The organism is Clostridioides sp. ES-S-0123-01 (genome assembly GCF_020658415.1).
Classification (GTDB): Bacteria; Bacillota; Clostridia; order Peptostreptococcales; family Peptostreptococcaceae; genus Clostridioides.
Window position 1 is genome coordinate 227,189 of sequence record NZ_JACVWD010000002.1, and the last position, 14,833, is coordinate 242,021.

General features: G+C 31.5%; 11 protein-coding genes. All 11 read right to left on the reverse strand.

Translation table 11 applies throughout. From position 1 onward, the window contains the following. Positions 1–40: 40 nt before the first annotated feature. Positions 41–1,048 (reverse strand): dihydrofolate reductase family protein, encoded by a 1,008-nt coding sequence (locus IC175_RS04580; RefSeq protein ID WP_227482061.1) that lies wholly within the window; start codon positions 1,046–1,048, stop codon positions 41–43. 28 nt (positions 1,049–1,076) lie between these two features. Beyond that, positions 1,077–2,474: an amidohydrolase gene (locus IC175_RS04585; protein ID WP_227482060.1), complete on the reverse strand. Its 1,398-nt coding sequence runs from the start codon at positions 2,472–2,474 to the stop codon at positions 1,077–1,079. Positions 2,475–2,612: 138 nt separating this feature from the next. After that, positions 2,613–3,878 (reverse strand): dihydrolipoamide acetyltransferase family protein, encoded by a 1,266-nt coding sequence (locus IC175_RS04590; protein ID WP_227846033.1) that lies wholly within the window; start codon positions 3,876–3,878, stop codon positions 2,613–2,615. Positions 3,879–3,895: 17 nt separating this feature from the next. Next, positions 3,896–4,873 carry an alpha-ketoacid dehydrogenase subunit beta gene (locus IC175_RS04595; protein WP_227434351.1) on the reverse strand — a complete coding sequence of 326 codons (978 nt, stop codon included), beginning with the start codon at positions 4,871–4,873 and terminating at the stop codon, positions 3,896–3,898. Beyond that, the gene (locus IC175_RS04600; protein ID WP_227830879.1) at positions 4,873–5,853 is read right to left on the reverse strand and encodes a thiamine pyrophosphate-dependent dehydrogenase E1 component subunit alpha; all 981 of its coding nucleotides are present in this window, start codon (positions 5,851–5,853) and stop codon (positions 4,873–4,875) included. The genes IC175_RS04595 and IC175_RS04600 overlap by 1 nt, the downstream gene beginning before the upstream one ends. Before the next feature lie 36 nt (positions 5,854–5,889). Beyond that, positions 5,890–6,849 (reverse strand): methenyltetrahydromethanopterin cyclohydrolase, encoded by a 960-nt coding sequence (mch, locus tag IC175_RS04605; RefSeq protein WP_227434349.1) that lies wholly within the window; start codon positions 6,847–6,849, stop codon positions 5,890–5,892. 27 nt (positions 6,850–6,876) lie between these two features. Further along, the gene (locus IC175_RS04610) at positions 6,877–7,611 is read right to left on the reverse strand and encodes an SDR family NAD(P)-dependent oxidoreductase (RefSeq protein ID WP_227835207.1); all 735 of its coding nucleotides are present in this window, start codon (positions 7,609–7,611) and stop codon (positions 6,877–6,879) included. 133 nt (positions 7,612–7,744) lie between these two features. Next, positions 7,745–9,997: a molybdopterin cofactor-binding domain-containing protein gene (locus IC175_RS04615; RefSeq protein ID WP_227851178.1), complete on the reverse strand. Its 2,253-nt coding sequence runs from the start codon at positions 9,995–9,997 to the stop codon at positions 7,745–7,747. After that, a complete protein-coding gene (locus IC175_RS04620; protein WP_413927142.1) occupies positions 9,990–10,478 on the reverse strand; it encodes a (2Fe-2S)-binding protein in 489 nt (162 codons plus the stop codon). The genes IC175_RS04615 and IC175_RS04620 overlap by 8 nt, the downstream gene beginning before the upstream one ends. A 374-nt stretch (positions 10,479–10,852) precedes the next feature. Next, positions 10,853–12,178 (reverse strand): uracil-xanthine permease family protein, encoded by a 1,326-nt coding sequence (locus IC175_RS04625; RefSeq protein WP_227434346.1) that lies wholly within the window; start codon positions 12,176–12,178, stop codon positions 10,853–10,855. Positions 12,179–13,187: 1,009 nt separating this feature from the next. After that, positions 13,188–14,789: an amidohydrolase family protein gene (locus IC175_RS04630; RefSeq protein ID WP_227851179.1), complete on the reverse strand. Its 1,602-nt coding sequence runs from the start codon at positions 14,787–14,789 to the stop codon at positions 13,188–13,190. Positions 14,790–14,833 lie beyond the last annotated feature (44 nt).

Here is a 14,833-nt window from a genome sequence, read left to right on the forward strand (position 1 = left end):
TAAGTTATAGATATTAATATCTATAATTAAAATTTTAGTATCAATATTTATAGCTTGTTAAATCTACTTGATTTTTAATACCATAGCAAAGTTTCTGACGTGTAAAAATAAAATTATTTCTATGCATTCCTACTATCAATAGTTCCGAATGTGGATGTTCTAAATGGCTATAAGCTGTTGTACAGCCTGGAGTCATTTTTCCACCAACAAATACCATGGAATAATTCATAAAATATTCGTCTAATAATTCATTTTCAATTAGGTGAGTACAGTATGAAGGAGATTCGATACACATTTTTTCTATCCCTAGATTTTTAAGTACATAAAGTAATATCTTAGAGTCTGGAGTACTATCTTTACCAGTAACAATTACAGGACAAACATCAAAATCTTTGTATAATTCTTCAAATTTATAATCATCAACATCCTTAATTGAATTAAAACTCCCTATACATATGTGTTTTAAAGGAGAATTTTCTTTTATATAATCCCAACCATTTGGAGATGTGGCTATAACCATTTTATATTCCTGACTCTTATCAACTCTAAATGTATAATGGTCAAATGGAATATCTCTAGCATCAAAAGAAACTACTACTCCACATGGCTGATATTTTTTATTTAAATAGTCTTTTCTTTGCTGTGTCAAACTTTCATCAAATACATGGCATGTTATCCCAGGTTCATTTTGCAACGTTCTAGCCCCTATAATTACAGCATCTGAATATGCTCTTAGAACATTTAAAACCCAAAAATCTGCCAAGGCTCCATCTGGATCAACAAAATTATTTTTTCCAATTAAAGGGCCTGCTTTATTGTCTTCATATGCCATTTTTCCATCAGATGAAAGCACCATAGATGAAAATATATATGGTCTTTTATCTTTTGATTTTGGAAAAAACAACTCTGTATAATACTCTAAAGCATCTGGTATACAGATATTTTCATTAGATTCTTCTTTTATATTGTCTAATATCTTTTCATTTCTATTTAATACATTTATTTTTAAGTTATGTTTTGGTATATTGAAAAACTCAAGCTTATTCATACTTTGACCACCTTCTCTCAATTATTTTTTATAATCCATAAATTCTTTTTCCCCATTGCATATTTCCTAGACCAACATCCTCTATTAACTTACTTGATATTTTTTGAGTTTTATAGATTACTTTTTCTTCATCTATATTAACTATTTGATTCTTATCCATAACTACTTTTCCATCTATAATAGAAGTTTCTATATTATTTGGAGTAGATGAATATATTAATGAACTAATTGGGTCGTGAACTGGTATAGAAATTGCACTTTTATATGGATTATAAATTATAATATCAGCATTTTTTCCTATCTCTATTGACCCTAAGCAGTCTAATTTATTTATGGATTTTGCTCCTCCAAGTGTTGCCATTTCCAGTACACTTGACGAAGGTAAAAGCTTTGCATCTCTATGAGTAACTTTTTGTAATAATGTAGTCATTTTCATTACTTCTAACATATTTTGAGTATCATTACTCGCTGAGCCATCACAAGCTAAACTTATAGTCAATCCATTTTCAATAAGCTTTGGAATTGGTGCTACTCCTGCTGCTAGAACCATATTAGATACTGGATTATGAGATATTTTAACATCATATTTTTTAAATAACTCTATATCTTCATCTGACATTTGTATGCAGTGGACTGCAATAAAGTCAGGCCCTAAAATTCCTACTTTTTCAAGATATGGCACAGTCTTCATACCTCTATCTTCTAAACAGTATTTATCATCGTCCTTAGTCTCAAGTAAATGCATAGTTATTGGAATATGAAGCTCATTGGCTATATTTCTCATTTCTTTGTATCCTTCTTCTGTGTTATCCCATATAATACCAGGAGCTAATGCTAAACTTATTCTCGAGTGGTCTCTATATTTTTTCTCTAATCTTCTGACATCATCAAAAAACTTTTGTTCTGTATCATGATAGGTACAACCAAATTCTTTTGGGAATTTACTTGTATCTGTAAATCCTCTACCAAGTATTCCTCTTATTCCTAAGTCTTCAAATGCTTGAATTATACTATCATCAAGACCTTCTTTTCCATGACAGTACATATAGTCAAGTATAGTAGTTGTACCTGTTCTAATTGCTTCTATACATCCTGTTAAAGCTGCATAATAGCAACATTCTTCATCTATTTTATGTATAGCTCTTCTAACAGAGCTATCAAGCCAGTCTAACAATAATTTATCTCTTCCTAATCCCTTTAGCAAAGTCTGAAATAGATGAGAATGAGTACTTATAAATCCAGGTAAAACAAATTTACCTCTAGCATCTATAATTTTTTCAGAGATGTATTTTTCTAGTAAATTCTTCTTTCCTATATCAATTATCTTGTTCTTTTCAATTATTATACAAGCATCATTTAGTATTTCCCTCTCATTATTCATTGAAATTAGATAAGCGTTTTTAATTATCAAATCTACTTTTCTCATGTAGTAACCTCCATATAATTTTTTGCTATATCTTAATTTTGACAGATAGTTTGGAGAGAAAAAATCTTTCGAGAAACGCATAACAAACTATCTGTCAGATTACTGGTATACTATAAAATCACTTTAAATCTGGCTGAATTACATCCATCTAAAATCTAAAAGATTTTGTGTGACTTCTTGAAGAAAACGTGCTCCAGGAGCTCCGTCTACTACTCTATGGTCATGAGTTAAACTCATATTCATTGTTGAACCAGCGTAAAATGCACCATCTTTTACAAGAACTTTTTCTATTATACTTCCAATACCTAAAATTGCACTTTCTGGTGTATTTAATACTGGGGTAAAGTATGTTATTCCAAACATCCCTAAGTTAGTTATAGTAATAGTTCCATTACTCATTTCATCAGAATTTAACTTGTTATTTTTAGCTCTATCACTTAAATCACTTAGTTCAATACATATTGTTTTTAAGTCTTTTAAATTTGCATTTTTTATTATAGGTACCACCAAGCCATTTGGAATATCTACAGCTACACCTATATTAATTTCGCTACTTACTTTAAAATGATTTTCATCAACTATTTGTGTTCTAAGTTTAGGATGATTTTCAAGTGCTTCAGCTACAGCCTTTATTATAAGAGCTGTATAACTTAATTTAACTCCTACTTTTTTATACTTTTCTTTCAATCCTTTATATACTTTTGATAAGTTAGTAATTTCTAATTCAGTGGCAATTGTAGTTTGAGCTGTTGTCAATAAACTCTCATGCATTTTTTTTGCTATTACATTTTGCATTGGTGTCATCTTAGTTACCAAATCATTTTCTCCTATGTTTACCTTAATGTTATTAACTTGAGAAATATTGGTAACTTCTTGCCGTACTTCTTTTTCTACTACTTTATTTTGATTGACTTCCATAACTTCTTCTACTGGATTATTGTTCATGAAATTTTTCAAATCATCAATTGTTATTGAACCATGTATTCCTGTACCCTCTATATTTGAATAGTTAATTCCTTTTTCCTCAGCTATTTTTTTAGCTCTCGGAGTTATTTTTTTCTCTATATTTAAATCTTTTTTCTTAGTTGCATTTTCTAAACTTAAAATATCTACCTCTTTTTCATTATCAGTTCTATCTATCAAGTTAAATCCACTAATATCTTCATTGGCTTCTGCAATTATACAAATTAGTTCTCCACAATTAGCAATATCGCCCTCTTCAAAAAATTTTTTTCTCAATACCCCACTTTCTGGTGCTTCAACAGTATTAGTAATCTTGTCAGTTTCAACTTCTAAAATTTCATCACCCTTATTTACTACACTTCCTTCTTCAATCAACCATGTGCCAATTGTTCCTTCCTCCATAGAAAGACCAAACTTCGGCATCTTAACCTCTGTAATCATTGTTTATCCTCCCCTGACTAATATTGCATAACTTCCTTACAAGCCTTAATTAGATTTTCTAATTTTGGTAGAACAAAATCCTCTAAAACTGGTGCATATGCTACTGGAGCATCAATTGATGTAACTCTTTTTATTGGTGCACTTAGATACTCAAATACATCTTCATTTATCATTGCAGATATTTCAGCAGCCCATCCTCCAACTCTTGGACCTTCTTGAGCAATAACCAATCGACTAGTTTTCGCAACTGACTCTACTATAGTTTTTTTATCATAAGGAAATACAGTTCTAAGGTCGATTATCTCTACACTAATCCCTTCTTTTTCAAGTTGACTTGCTGCTTTATGTGCTAACCCTAACATCATTTGAGTAGCTACTATAGTAATATCACTTCCAGTTTTTTCAATCTCAGCTTCATATAGAGGAATTTCATATGGCTCAACTGGCACCTCTCCTTTGACATTGTATAGCATTTTATGTTCTAAAAATAATACAGGATTATCGTTTTTTATAGCTGAAAGCAACATCCCTTTAGCTTCATAAGGTGTTGTTGGTGAAACTACTACAAGCCCAGGTGTATTCATAAACCATGACTCTGCACAAACTGAATGATGATATGCACAGCGTATACCACCTCCCTGTACAGCACGAACAGTAATTGGGCAATGTGCTTTTCCTTGGAACATAAAATTTAATTTTGCTGCATTATTTACAAGTTGGTCAAAACAAACTCCCAAAAAATCTGCAAACATTATCTCTGGAACTGGTCTTAGTCCACAAAGTGCTGCACCATTTGATAATCCCAATATAGCTGATTCTGATAAAGCTGTATCTTTTATTCTATTTGGCCACTTAGCCATTATTCCTTTAGTAATCCCAAAATCTCCACCCATTTTAGCTACATCTTCACCTAGTATAAAAACTCTATCATCATTTTCCATAGCTTGATGAAGTGCTTCATTTATTGCCATTCCATATGAAAGTTTTCTTCCCATTATCTTATCTCCACCTCTCTATCAACATATGTGTGTGTAACTGCATCTTTAATATCTGGTGATGGACTCTCCAATGAGAATCTCAGCATTTCTTGAACATCAGCCTCTATTTCTTCTTCTATTTGCTTAAGTGATTCATCTGACATACCTTCTCTTTCAATAAGTATCTTTCTAGTTAACTTGATTGGGTCTCTATCTTTCCAATACTTAACTTCTTCTTCAGGTCTATATGCTGCTGGGTCTCCTGCAAAATGACCTTGCCAGCGATAAGTGAGAAATTCTATTAAAGTTGGTCCTTCACCTTTTCTTGCCCTATCTGCTGCTATTTCCACTATCTCAATTACTGCTTCTACATCATTTCCATCTACCCTATAACTTGGAATCTCATACCCCTCGCCCCAAGTTTTTAATTCTTTTTGAGGATGTGAATCTGTATAGTGTGTAGATATAGCATATTGATTATTAAGTAGGCAATATATTATAGGAAGTTTCCATGTTGCTGCCATATTAAGACTTTCGTGGCAAGTTCCTTCTCCTAAAGTTCCATCTCCTAGAAATACTGCTGTAACATCATCTGTTTCTTTATACACAGATGCAAAAGCTGTACCAAGACAAGTTACCATAGTTGAACCCTGTATTCCATTAAACCCCATATTTCTACATTCAATATCATTTATATGCATTGAACCGCCTCTACCACCATTTATTCCTGTAGCCCTAGCAAAAATTTCTGCCATTACAAGTTTTGGGTCAGTACCACAAAGTGCTATAGTTCCATGACCTCTATGGTCTGGAAATTTATAATCTGTTTTTCTAAGTGCATCAACTATGCCTGCTTGACAAGCTTCTTGCCCTATACTTAAATGAACAAATCCTGGTATTGTTCCATTGGCAGCATATACTTCTATTACTTCTTCAAATCTGCGAATCATAACCATGTCACGGTATAATTTTTCTAATCTTAACTTACCTAATGCCATCTTATCTCCCCCTGAATCAATAAATTTTTAAGTTGTTTATTTTAAGAAACTTTTTTCAAGTACTGAGTAATTTATTTCTCCTGCCGAAAATGATTTCCCAGTATTTATATTATGTATCTGTATTTTGCCTATTGAGTGTACATCATGGTCTACATAGAAAAAGTCTCTTCCTGCCTTCTCAAATACATCTTCAAACAACTCTCCATAATTTGGAGACGAAGTTTTCCCTGCCAACTGGTGTATAGTTTTTGCAATAGCAGTATCAGTCGAATCCACCCAAAACTCAGTTTCACTACCATAAATCAATGCATCATTTATTCTTCCCATAGTCTTAAGTTCATCTTTTAATACAGGTGCGATTGGTGCTTTTCCTCTAGCAAGTACAATTTGACCTGCATCAAAGTTTTTTTCAAACATCTTATGGCATACTTGCTCAATAATTCTTGCTGACACTTGCATTGATGCTACAATACATGTACTTGGTGAAATTAATATATATGTGTCTTCTGGTTTTACTTTACAAGCATTTGCAACCTCTAAGACCGTTTCATCATTAGGATATTTTATATCTTGGATACATAGGACTGCCTCATGATAAGTGTCTTTATATGGAGTCATTTCAAAATACCAGTCTGATTTAACTCTTGCTAAAGCTCTTGCTGGTCCTGACCCAATAGTTGCAAATTCACCTTCTCCAAGTTTCCATCCAGCAATCTGTGAACCCATACATGCAATCAATGGTTTATCTATAAATACTTCAACTGCTGAGAAAGAATATTCATCATTTAATTTAAAATCTCCTAATGATACTGTTCCTAGGTCGCCTATAGAAGCCCTAGTAAATAAAACGCCTGCTTTCCAGCTTCCACTACAATTTAATCCCATATCAATTATAGTTGCTCCACAATCCATCTTAACAACTTCACACCCTAATGCTTCTGCATCTTCCAGTATCTCTCTTACTACCACCATAGCTTTCTTGTTTAAACTTATCATCTTTATACCTCTCAATATATATTTTATTTATGCCTTCTTCCCACATACATCAATTGCAGCTCCCATTATTGGACTTGCTTCATCAGATGCTAAGAAAGTTACAACTTTTGATACTTCTTCCACTTGCAACATTTCTTCAAGTGGTATCGTAACTGCATCATCATAGTCAAATCTTTTTCTTGTATATTCAGTATTAGTCATACCTAAATATATTGCATTTACATTGATTCCATACTCTTTTACTTCTTCTGATAAAGTTTGAGTAAAACTTACCATCCCACCTTTAGAAGCAGCATATGCCCCAAAACCTGGAAAAAAATGTTTTGCTGCTGTAGAACTAATATTTATTATTTTTCCATACTTTTTATCAATCATTGTTCTAAGAACAGCCTTAGTACAATAAAAAGTTCCACTTAAATTAGTCTTTATCTGAGCATCCCAATCTTCAATTGTAGTATCAACTACTGGAGCTGATTTATGGAGAGCTACATTATTAATCAATACATCTACACACTCAAATTTATCTATTACTTCACTAAAACAAACTTCTACTTCTTCTGGTTTGCTTACATCACAAACTGAAACAAAGGCTTTACCACCAGATTTAATGATTCTTTCTGCAACATTATCCAATTTACTTTTAGTTCTACCAATTAAGACTACTGTTGCTCCTTCAATAGCAAAATCTAAAGCAAATCCTGCCCCTAATCCTTGCCCTCCTCCTGTTATCACAACAACCTTATCTTTAAATCTTAAATTCACAATCCATCACATCCTCTACATTCTTATAATTCAAACTTATATTTAGAAAAATGTCTTACATTTCAATATCTAAAGTATTTTAAATAAATATCTTTTTACTTTGTATAACTAATTTCTTTTGTATAAAACAACATTAAATATTTATATTATCCATTAAAATATTTTTCTTTAATGGCAAACTATAAAAATCACAGTTTAACGCATTTGCTACTGCATTTGCTACTGCTGGTGCTGATGGTACAACAGAACATTCACCTATACTCTTAGCTCCAAATGGACCTCCAGGTTCTCCACATTCTATCATTCCAACTTTTATTTGTGGCATTTCACTAGCCTTTATCATATGATACGAGCGAAATGAATTAGCTTTTATTTTTCCTCTATTATCAAACTCAAGCGCTTCAGTTAACGCATATCCTATTCCCATTTGAATTGCTCCTTCAATCTGACCTTCTACAGACATTTGGTTCAAAGCTTTACCCACATCATGTACTGCAACATATTCTAAAACTCTTACACTTGCCAGTTTAGTATCAACCTCAACTTTAGCAAAATGTACACCATATGAACTTGCTCCAGTTTGAGATGCAAAAGTTTCAGCTCCTATAATCTCTCTTAAACTTACCCTTTGAGCATGTATCATGACATCGCATAAAGTGGCTTGTTTGTTGTTATTTTTGATAGAATAAACTCTATCGTCCTTAAATTCTATATATTCTTCATCCTCTTTTAAGAGTTGGGATGCTTCTTTTAAAAGCTCTTTTTTTACTGAGTTTGCTACTTTTAAAGCTGCATTTCCGGATACAAAAACTCCTCTACTTGCGTAATCTCCTAAATTCCATGGTGATGCTTCTGTATCTGCCTGTATACATTCTATTTTTTCCTGGCTTATTCCAAGTACTTCAGATATAATTTGCACCTGGACACTTACAGATGCATTTCCCATATCATGAGTACCTGTATATAATACAGCTGAACCATCTTCATTCATTTTCAACATTAAGGCTGTTATATCTCTATGTGCCCCAAAGCATCCATTTCCATGTGAACCAACTGCCATACCTACACCAATTAAAAACCTACCATTTGATTCATTTTGCTGTCTTATTTGTTTTTTCCAGTCAAATATTTCAGAACCTTTTTTTATACAGTCTATTGGTCTTGGATTACCATGAGGACTTTTAAATCGTTGGTCTATTCCATCTGGTTCAACTAAGTTCTTAAGCTGTAAATCTAAAATATCCATATTTAGTTTTTTTGCAATTTTATTTAGTTGGGATTGTTGTGCAAAAAAAGCTTGTGGAGAACCATATCCTCTCATTGCTCCTGCAATTGGTGTGTTTGTATACACTGGTATTCCTGTATATCTCATATTTTCAATCTTATATGCTTTAAATACTTTATGACTCATTGCTCCAATTACATTTAAAGCACTTGATGCATATGCTCCTGTATTTGTTAGAACTTTCATATCTTGTGCTACAATTTGACCATCTTTCATAACACCTGTTTTTAGATATACAACTGCACCATGTCTAGTTCTTGTTGAAGCAATAGTTTCTCTCCTGTTAAGTTCTAGTTTGACTGGCCTACCTGATAGTTTTGCTAATAATGCTACAATTGGCTCAATTGTAATCTCTAATTTACCTCCAAAAGCTCCTCCAATAGCTGGACTTACTAGTCTAATTTTATTCATTGGTACTTCAAATAACTTAGATAAGATTATCCTAAAGCCAAAAGTATTTTGATTAGGACTATAAACAGTAAGTTTTCCACTGTAATCATAATCTGCAATAGCCACATGAGTTTCTATTGCACCATGATGTATAGCTGGAAGTGTATACTTATCTTCAAAAATATAATCAGCTTTTTTCATAGCTTCTTCAATATTTCCACACTGTTGTACACTTACTGCAAGCTTGTTTCCACCTTTATGGATTGGATATGCACCCTCTTGTATTGCTTCTTCTGGATTAAATACTGATGGTAATTCTTCGTATTCAACCTCAATAAGCTTCAATGCTTTTTCAGCAGTTTGTAAATCTTCAGCTGCAACAGCTGCAACTTTATCACCAACAAAACGAACAGTATCATCAAATATATGTTCAACCTCTGGCAACTCATGTTCATAAAATCTCATTGCACTATTAAAGGCTTTTTGAGGTGAGTTTTTATAAGTGGCTATGGCTTTTACACCTTCTAATTTTTCAGCTTTTGATGTGTCTATTTTTTTAATTTTTGCATGCGCTATAGGGCTGAATAAAACCTTAGCATAAAGCATATTTGGAATTTTCATATCCGCAGTATATTTAAGTTGGCCAGTAGCTTTAAGTACAGCATCTCTTATTGGGACTCTCTCACCAATAATTTTAAATTTATTACTCACAGGTTATACCCCCCATCCTTTTTGCTGATAAAAGTATAGCCTCAACAATTTTTACATATCCTGTACATCTGCAAAGATTGTTATCTATAGACTTTCTAACATCTTCCTCAGAAGGATTTGGATTTTTGTCTAGTAAGGCTTTTGCCGACATTATCATCCCTGGAGTGCAATATCCACATTGAACAGCTCCACAATCAATAAATGCTTGTTGAATTGGATGTATATTGATTCCATCTGACAACCCTTCAATTGTCAATATCTTTTTCCCAACTGCGTTTCTTGCTAGAATCAGACATGAATTAACTGCTTCTCCATCTAAAATTATTTTACAAGCTCCACAATCACCAGTACTACATCCACACTTACTTCCAGTTAAATTAAACACTTCTCTTAAAACATAAAGTAAAGTCCAGCTTTTTTTTATACTCACCTTTCTCAATCTGCCATTTATATCAAGTTCAATAACATCTATAATCTCCACCTTCTCCCCACATAATTTAAATTTTAATATTTTCTATGAAATTTAATCTTTGATTAATTTATCCAAGTTATTTACTCTCCTTTGACAAGTAAAATCCATAATTACTGTTAAAAAAGGAGGGGCAAGGCGCTCCTCCTGGATATCCTTTCAGATTATACTTTTATTAAAATGAGTATCATATCTTTTGATTATTTAGTTTTTTAAGGTTTTTGGGTAAAAAAAATAGAAGCAAGGCGCTCCTTCTTGGATATCCTTTCAGATTATATTCTGCTCAAATGCAAGCTATTAGGTTTCCTTCAAAGTTCAATTCTATTTTTGGTAAAAAAAATAGAAGCAAGGCGCTCCTTCTTGGATATCCTTTAGAATTACATTCTCTAAGCTTTACAACTTACTTTACTTTCCACTACATCTTCTTTTTCCTTAGGCAATACAATATTTAGTATTAAAGATAATAAAGCTGTTCCAGATATACCAGTCATTAAAGTGACTACAATGCTTGGTAAAAATGCTAATGCAGCTTGATTAAAATAACCACCCATACCAATGCCCAATGAGACTGCTAAAATTGTTATATTACGATTTGTCATCTTTCCCATTCCAATAACCTTAATACCTGATGATGCAATTGTTCCAAACATCATAACTAATGTTCCTCCAATAACTGGGTCTGGTGTTAAAGCTAATATCTGGGCAAACTTTGGGAAAAATGCTAATACGCCTAACATTACTCCTCCAAGTGCTACTATGTACCTACTTGCAACTCCTGTCATACAAATTATTCCTATGTTTGGACTACCTGATATAACTGGAAGCCCATTAAACAAGGCTGCAAAACAACTTCCAACTCCATCTGCTCTCACAGCTCTCATCAATTCTTTTTGTGTAGGTAGACGGTTTTCAACAGAACTGACAACACCTGTCGTATCTCCTATTATTTCCATAACTGTAACAATATGAATTGTACATATGGTTATAATAGCGCCCAAGTTGAACTCCAATCCCCAGTATATAGGTTTTGGCATTGCAAACCAATTTGCTTGTGCCATACTAGAAAAGTCAACCATACCAAATATTATTGCTACTACATACCCTATTACTATTGAAATTATTATGGATGCTACTTTTAGAAAACCTTTTCCAAATTGATTTAAAATGAGTGTTAATAATAATGTGAATATAGCTAAAGAAAAATTAGCAACTACATTAGGTCCATGAGCATCAAAAGATACTGCGTAGTCAAATGAAGAACTCATAAGTGATAACCCTACTGCCAAAACAACACTTCCTGTAACAGTAGGTGTAAAATATTTATGTAAATATTTTACTGCAAGAGGTCCTACTAAAGTTAAAACTAGACTTCCTACAAGTACTGCTCCAAAAGCTCCAGCAATACCAACATCATTATTTGTACTTAAGGCAATTAATGGTGCTACAAAGGTGAAACTTCCACCAGTAACAATTGGCAACCGTGACCCTATTGGTCCAATTCCCATAGATTGCAGTATGGTGCTCACTCCTGCAATCAACATCGAACATTGAATCAAAAATGCAGTCTCACTTAGTGAGAGACCCATGCCCACAGCTACTAAAATAGCACCTGACATAGTACCTGCAAAAGCAGAAAAAACATGTTGCATACTAAGCGGTATTGCTGTTAGAAGCTTTGGCTTGTCATTAAATCCATACTTGTAATTTTCCATATCTTACCCCTTATCGCTCCCGCCATTGCCGCCAAATGTATGGAGCTATGTAATAAATTATTAGTAACCTTAAAAGTTAGAGCCTAATAAATATTGCACAGTTACATTATGAAGTTTTAGTAATACATTTTGAAATTAGAAAAGCTCTAATTTAAGGAGTGGCGGAGGATTAGTTACTAAAAAAATAAAACGTTTGCTTTTAGCATCATTTTTATTTTTTGTAAGCTAGGTAATTAATCCGATTTTTAATTGTATTATACAGTCACGATTTTATACTGTCAAGATTATTCTGACAATTTAATTTTAGTTTTATTTAGAATTATTAAAGTAAAAATAATAATCAATTTGTAGAATAAAATCAGTATTAAAATACTTTAATTTTCAAATTTTTGTTATTTTATTATCGAAATTCAGTTTAATATTTATTTCTATAAAATATATACAACTTCTTATTTTAGCCATATAACACTATTTCAGTAAATATAATAAATAAAGATATATATAATAATCATAAAAATTTTAATTATTGGATAAATATAAATATTTTATTGTTTATTTAATTAAATCAGACATAGTATATATATTTTATAATACAATATTATTTTAATATATATATAAAAAATAATTATTTTTTATTATTTTCTCATTCTCTGATATTTAAATTCTCTTCTTATTAGATATTTTTTTAACATTTTTTTATAAAAAGTTTATCTTTACATACTTACAAAAAATTTATTTTTCAAAATTATAACCATTTATTTTCCCAATTTTTCTACATATTTCAATAAATAAAAATCTTAATTTTTTATTATAAAAGTAAATTATTTTTTGTACATTTCTTATTACTCATGCTTTTTATTATTGCTATAAATTAATATCTATTACTATTACGAAAAAAAACGAAGAGTGATTTTTATTTAAATAATATTCAAACTTCGTTTTTTCTTACTAGCTATTTATTTAATTTCTAAATTTCTATTATTTTTTAATACTTTCTCTTTTTAATAATCTATCTTTTTAATACTTCACCACATGGATTTTTAGTAACTTTACCTTCTTCTAATGCAATTTTTCCATTTACAATTACATATTCAACACCTTTGGCTAATAACTGTAGATTTGAGAAGTCAATCTCTTCAGACCTAGGATAGCCGTAGTTTTCCATATCAATAACCGCTATATCAGCTATTTTACCCTCTTTAAGTATACCTCTATCCTTTATTTTAAACTGGTTAGCTGGTAATGAAGTTACCCTTCTTACTACTTCTTCCAATCTTACACCTGATTTTTTATACATATCAAAGAAAATTGGAAATGCCCCTCTTCTTTGAAGCTCAAACCATGACATATCTCCACCTACACTAAACAAACAATCTGAACCAACCATAACAAATGGATTATTTATTATCTTTTTATCATGTAATTTATCAGGAAAATCTCCCCTGTACATTCCTCCTAGGCAAAATATAAGTTCTTCATCTCCATATAAAAGTAAATCTAGTAATAACTTATTCTCATCTATACCTTTTTGCATAGCTATTTCACGTATTGATTTCTTTTCCATATCAATATCATTGGTATTTAGAAGTATTATACTTCCTCTATCTCCAAGTATAAATGCCTCTTTTAATATCAAAGCTCTTCCTTCTTCATTACTAAGAGCATCCATAACTCCATCCATACCTAATTCAAACAAACTAGATGATATTGCCATAATAAATTGAAGTACTCTTTTTTTCTTCATACAATGACCAGAACTTCTTGGTACTGTATCAACCATTATATCAACACCATTGTATCTAGCTTTTAATATCTCATCAAAGGCTTCTATTTCAACTGGACTTAAATGTGATACTTGGACTCTAGCACCACTTTTTTGACCTACCTCTATAGTCTCTTTTACTGCATTATATCTTCCTATGTAATCTCTAATATGAGATGTATATATACCATCATGTTCCTTAATTAACTTTGCAATATCAACAAGTTCATCAATATCAGCATACTTACTTGGTATATATGCCAATCCAGTAGATATTCCAAAAGCACCACTTTTCATGCCATCATTTATTATATCTGTAATTTCATTTTTTTCTTTTTTTGTAGGAGGTCTATCTTTAGACCCTCCCATAACACTCCATCTTATAGTCCCATGACCCAATAAAAATCCCATATTAATAGCTATTCCACTCTTAGATATAAGGTCACAATATTCTATAAAACTATCCCAATGCTTATTTTTATCTATAAGATACTTTTTTTCTTCTTCAAGTAATAGACCATTTTTATACATATATTCATATATATTTTCAGAAGAATATGGTGTTATAGAGTGACCACAATTACCATTTATAGTTGTTGTAACACCTTGTTTTAGGAATTTTTCAAATTTACCATCTAGTATTGCTACTATTTCTTCATGAACATGAGGGTCAATAAATCCAGGTGTTACAACTTTTTTATGACAATCTATCATTTTATTTGTATCATCATTTATCTCAGAATCTATTCTTACTATTAAATTATTTTTTATAGCTATATCTCCATAAAAACCATTTTCTCCAGTACCATCTACTATAAATCCATTTTTTAAAACTAAATCATATGCCACATTATTCACCTCTTAAAATATAATTTTATTGCAGTAGCCTTTAC

Coding starts and splice junctions, on each gene's coding strand:
- IC175_RS04580 (WP_227482061.1), bottom strand. CDS start 1,048: ATGAATAAGCTTGAGTTTTTCAATATACCAAAACATAACTTAAAAATA.
- IC175_RS04585 (WP_227482060.1), bottom strand. CDS start 2,474: ATGAGAAAAGTAGATTTGATAATTAAAAACGCTTATCTAATTTCAATG.
- IC175_RS04590 (WP_227846033.1), bottom strand. CDS start 3,878: ATGATTACAGAGGTTAAGATGCCGAAGTTTGGTCTTTCTATGGAGGAA.
- IC175_RS04595 (WP_227434351.1), bottom strand. CDS start 4,873: ATGGGAAGAAAACTTTCATATGGAATGGCAATAAATGAAGCACTTCAT.
- IC175_RS04600 (WP_227830879.1), bottom strand. CDS start 5,853: ATGGCATTAGGTAAGTTAAGATTAGAAAAATTATACCGTGACATGGTT.
- mch (WP_227434349.1), bottom strand. CDS start 6,849: ATGATAAGTTTAAACAAGAAAGCTATGGTGGTAGTAAGAGAGATACTG.
- IC175_RS04625 (WP_227434346.1), bottom strand. CDS start 12,178: ATGGAAAATTACAAGTATGGATTTAATGACAAGCCAAAGCTTCTAACA.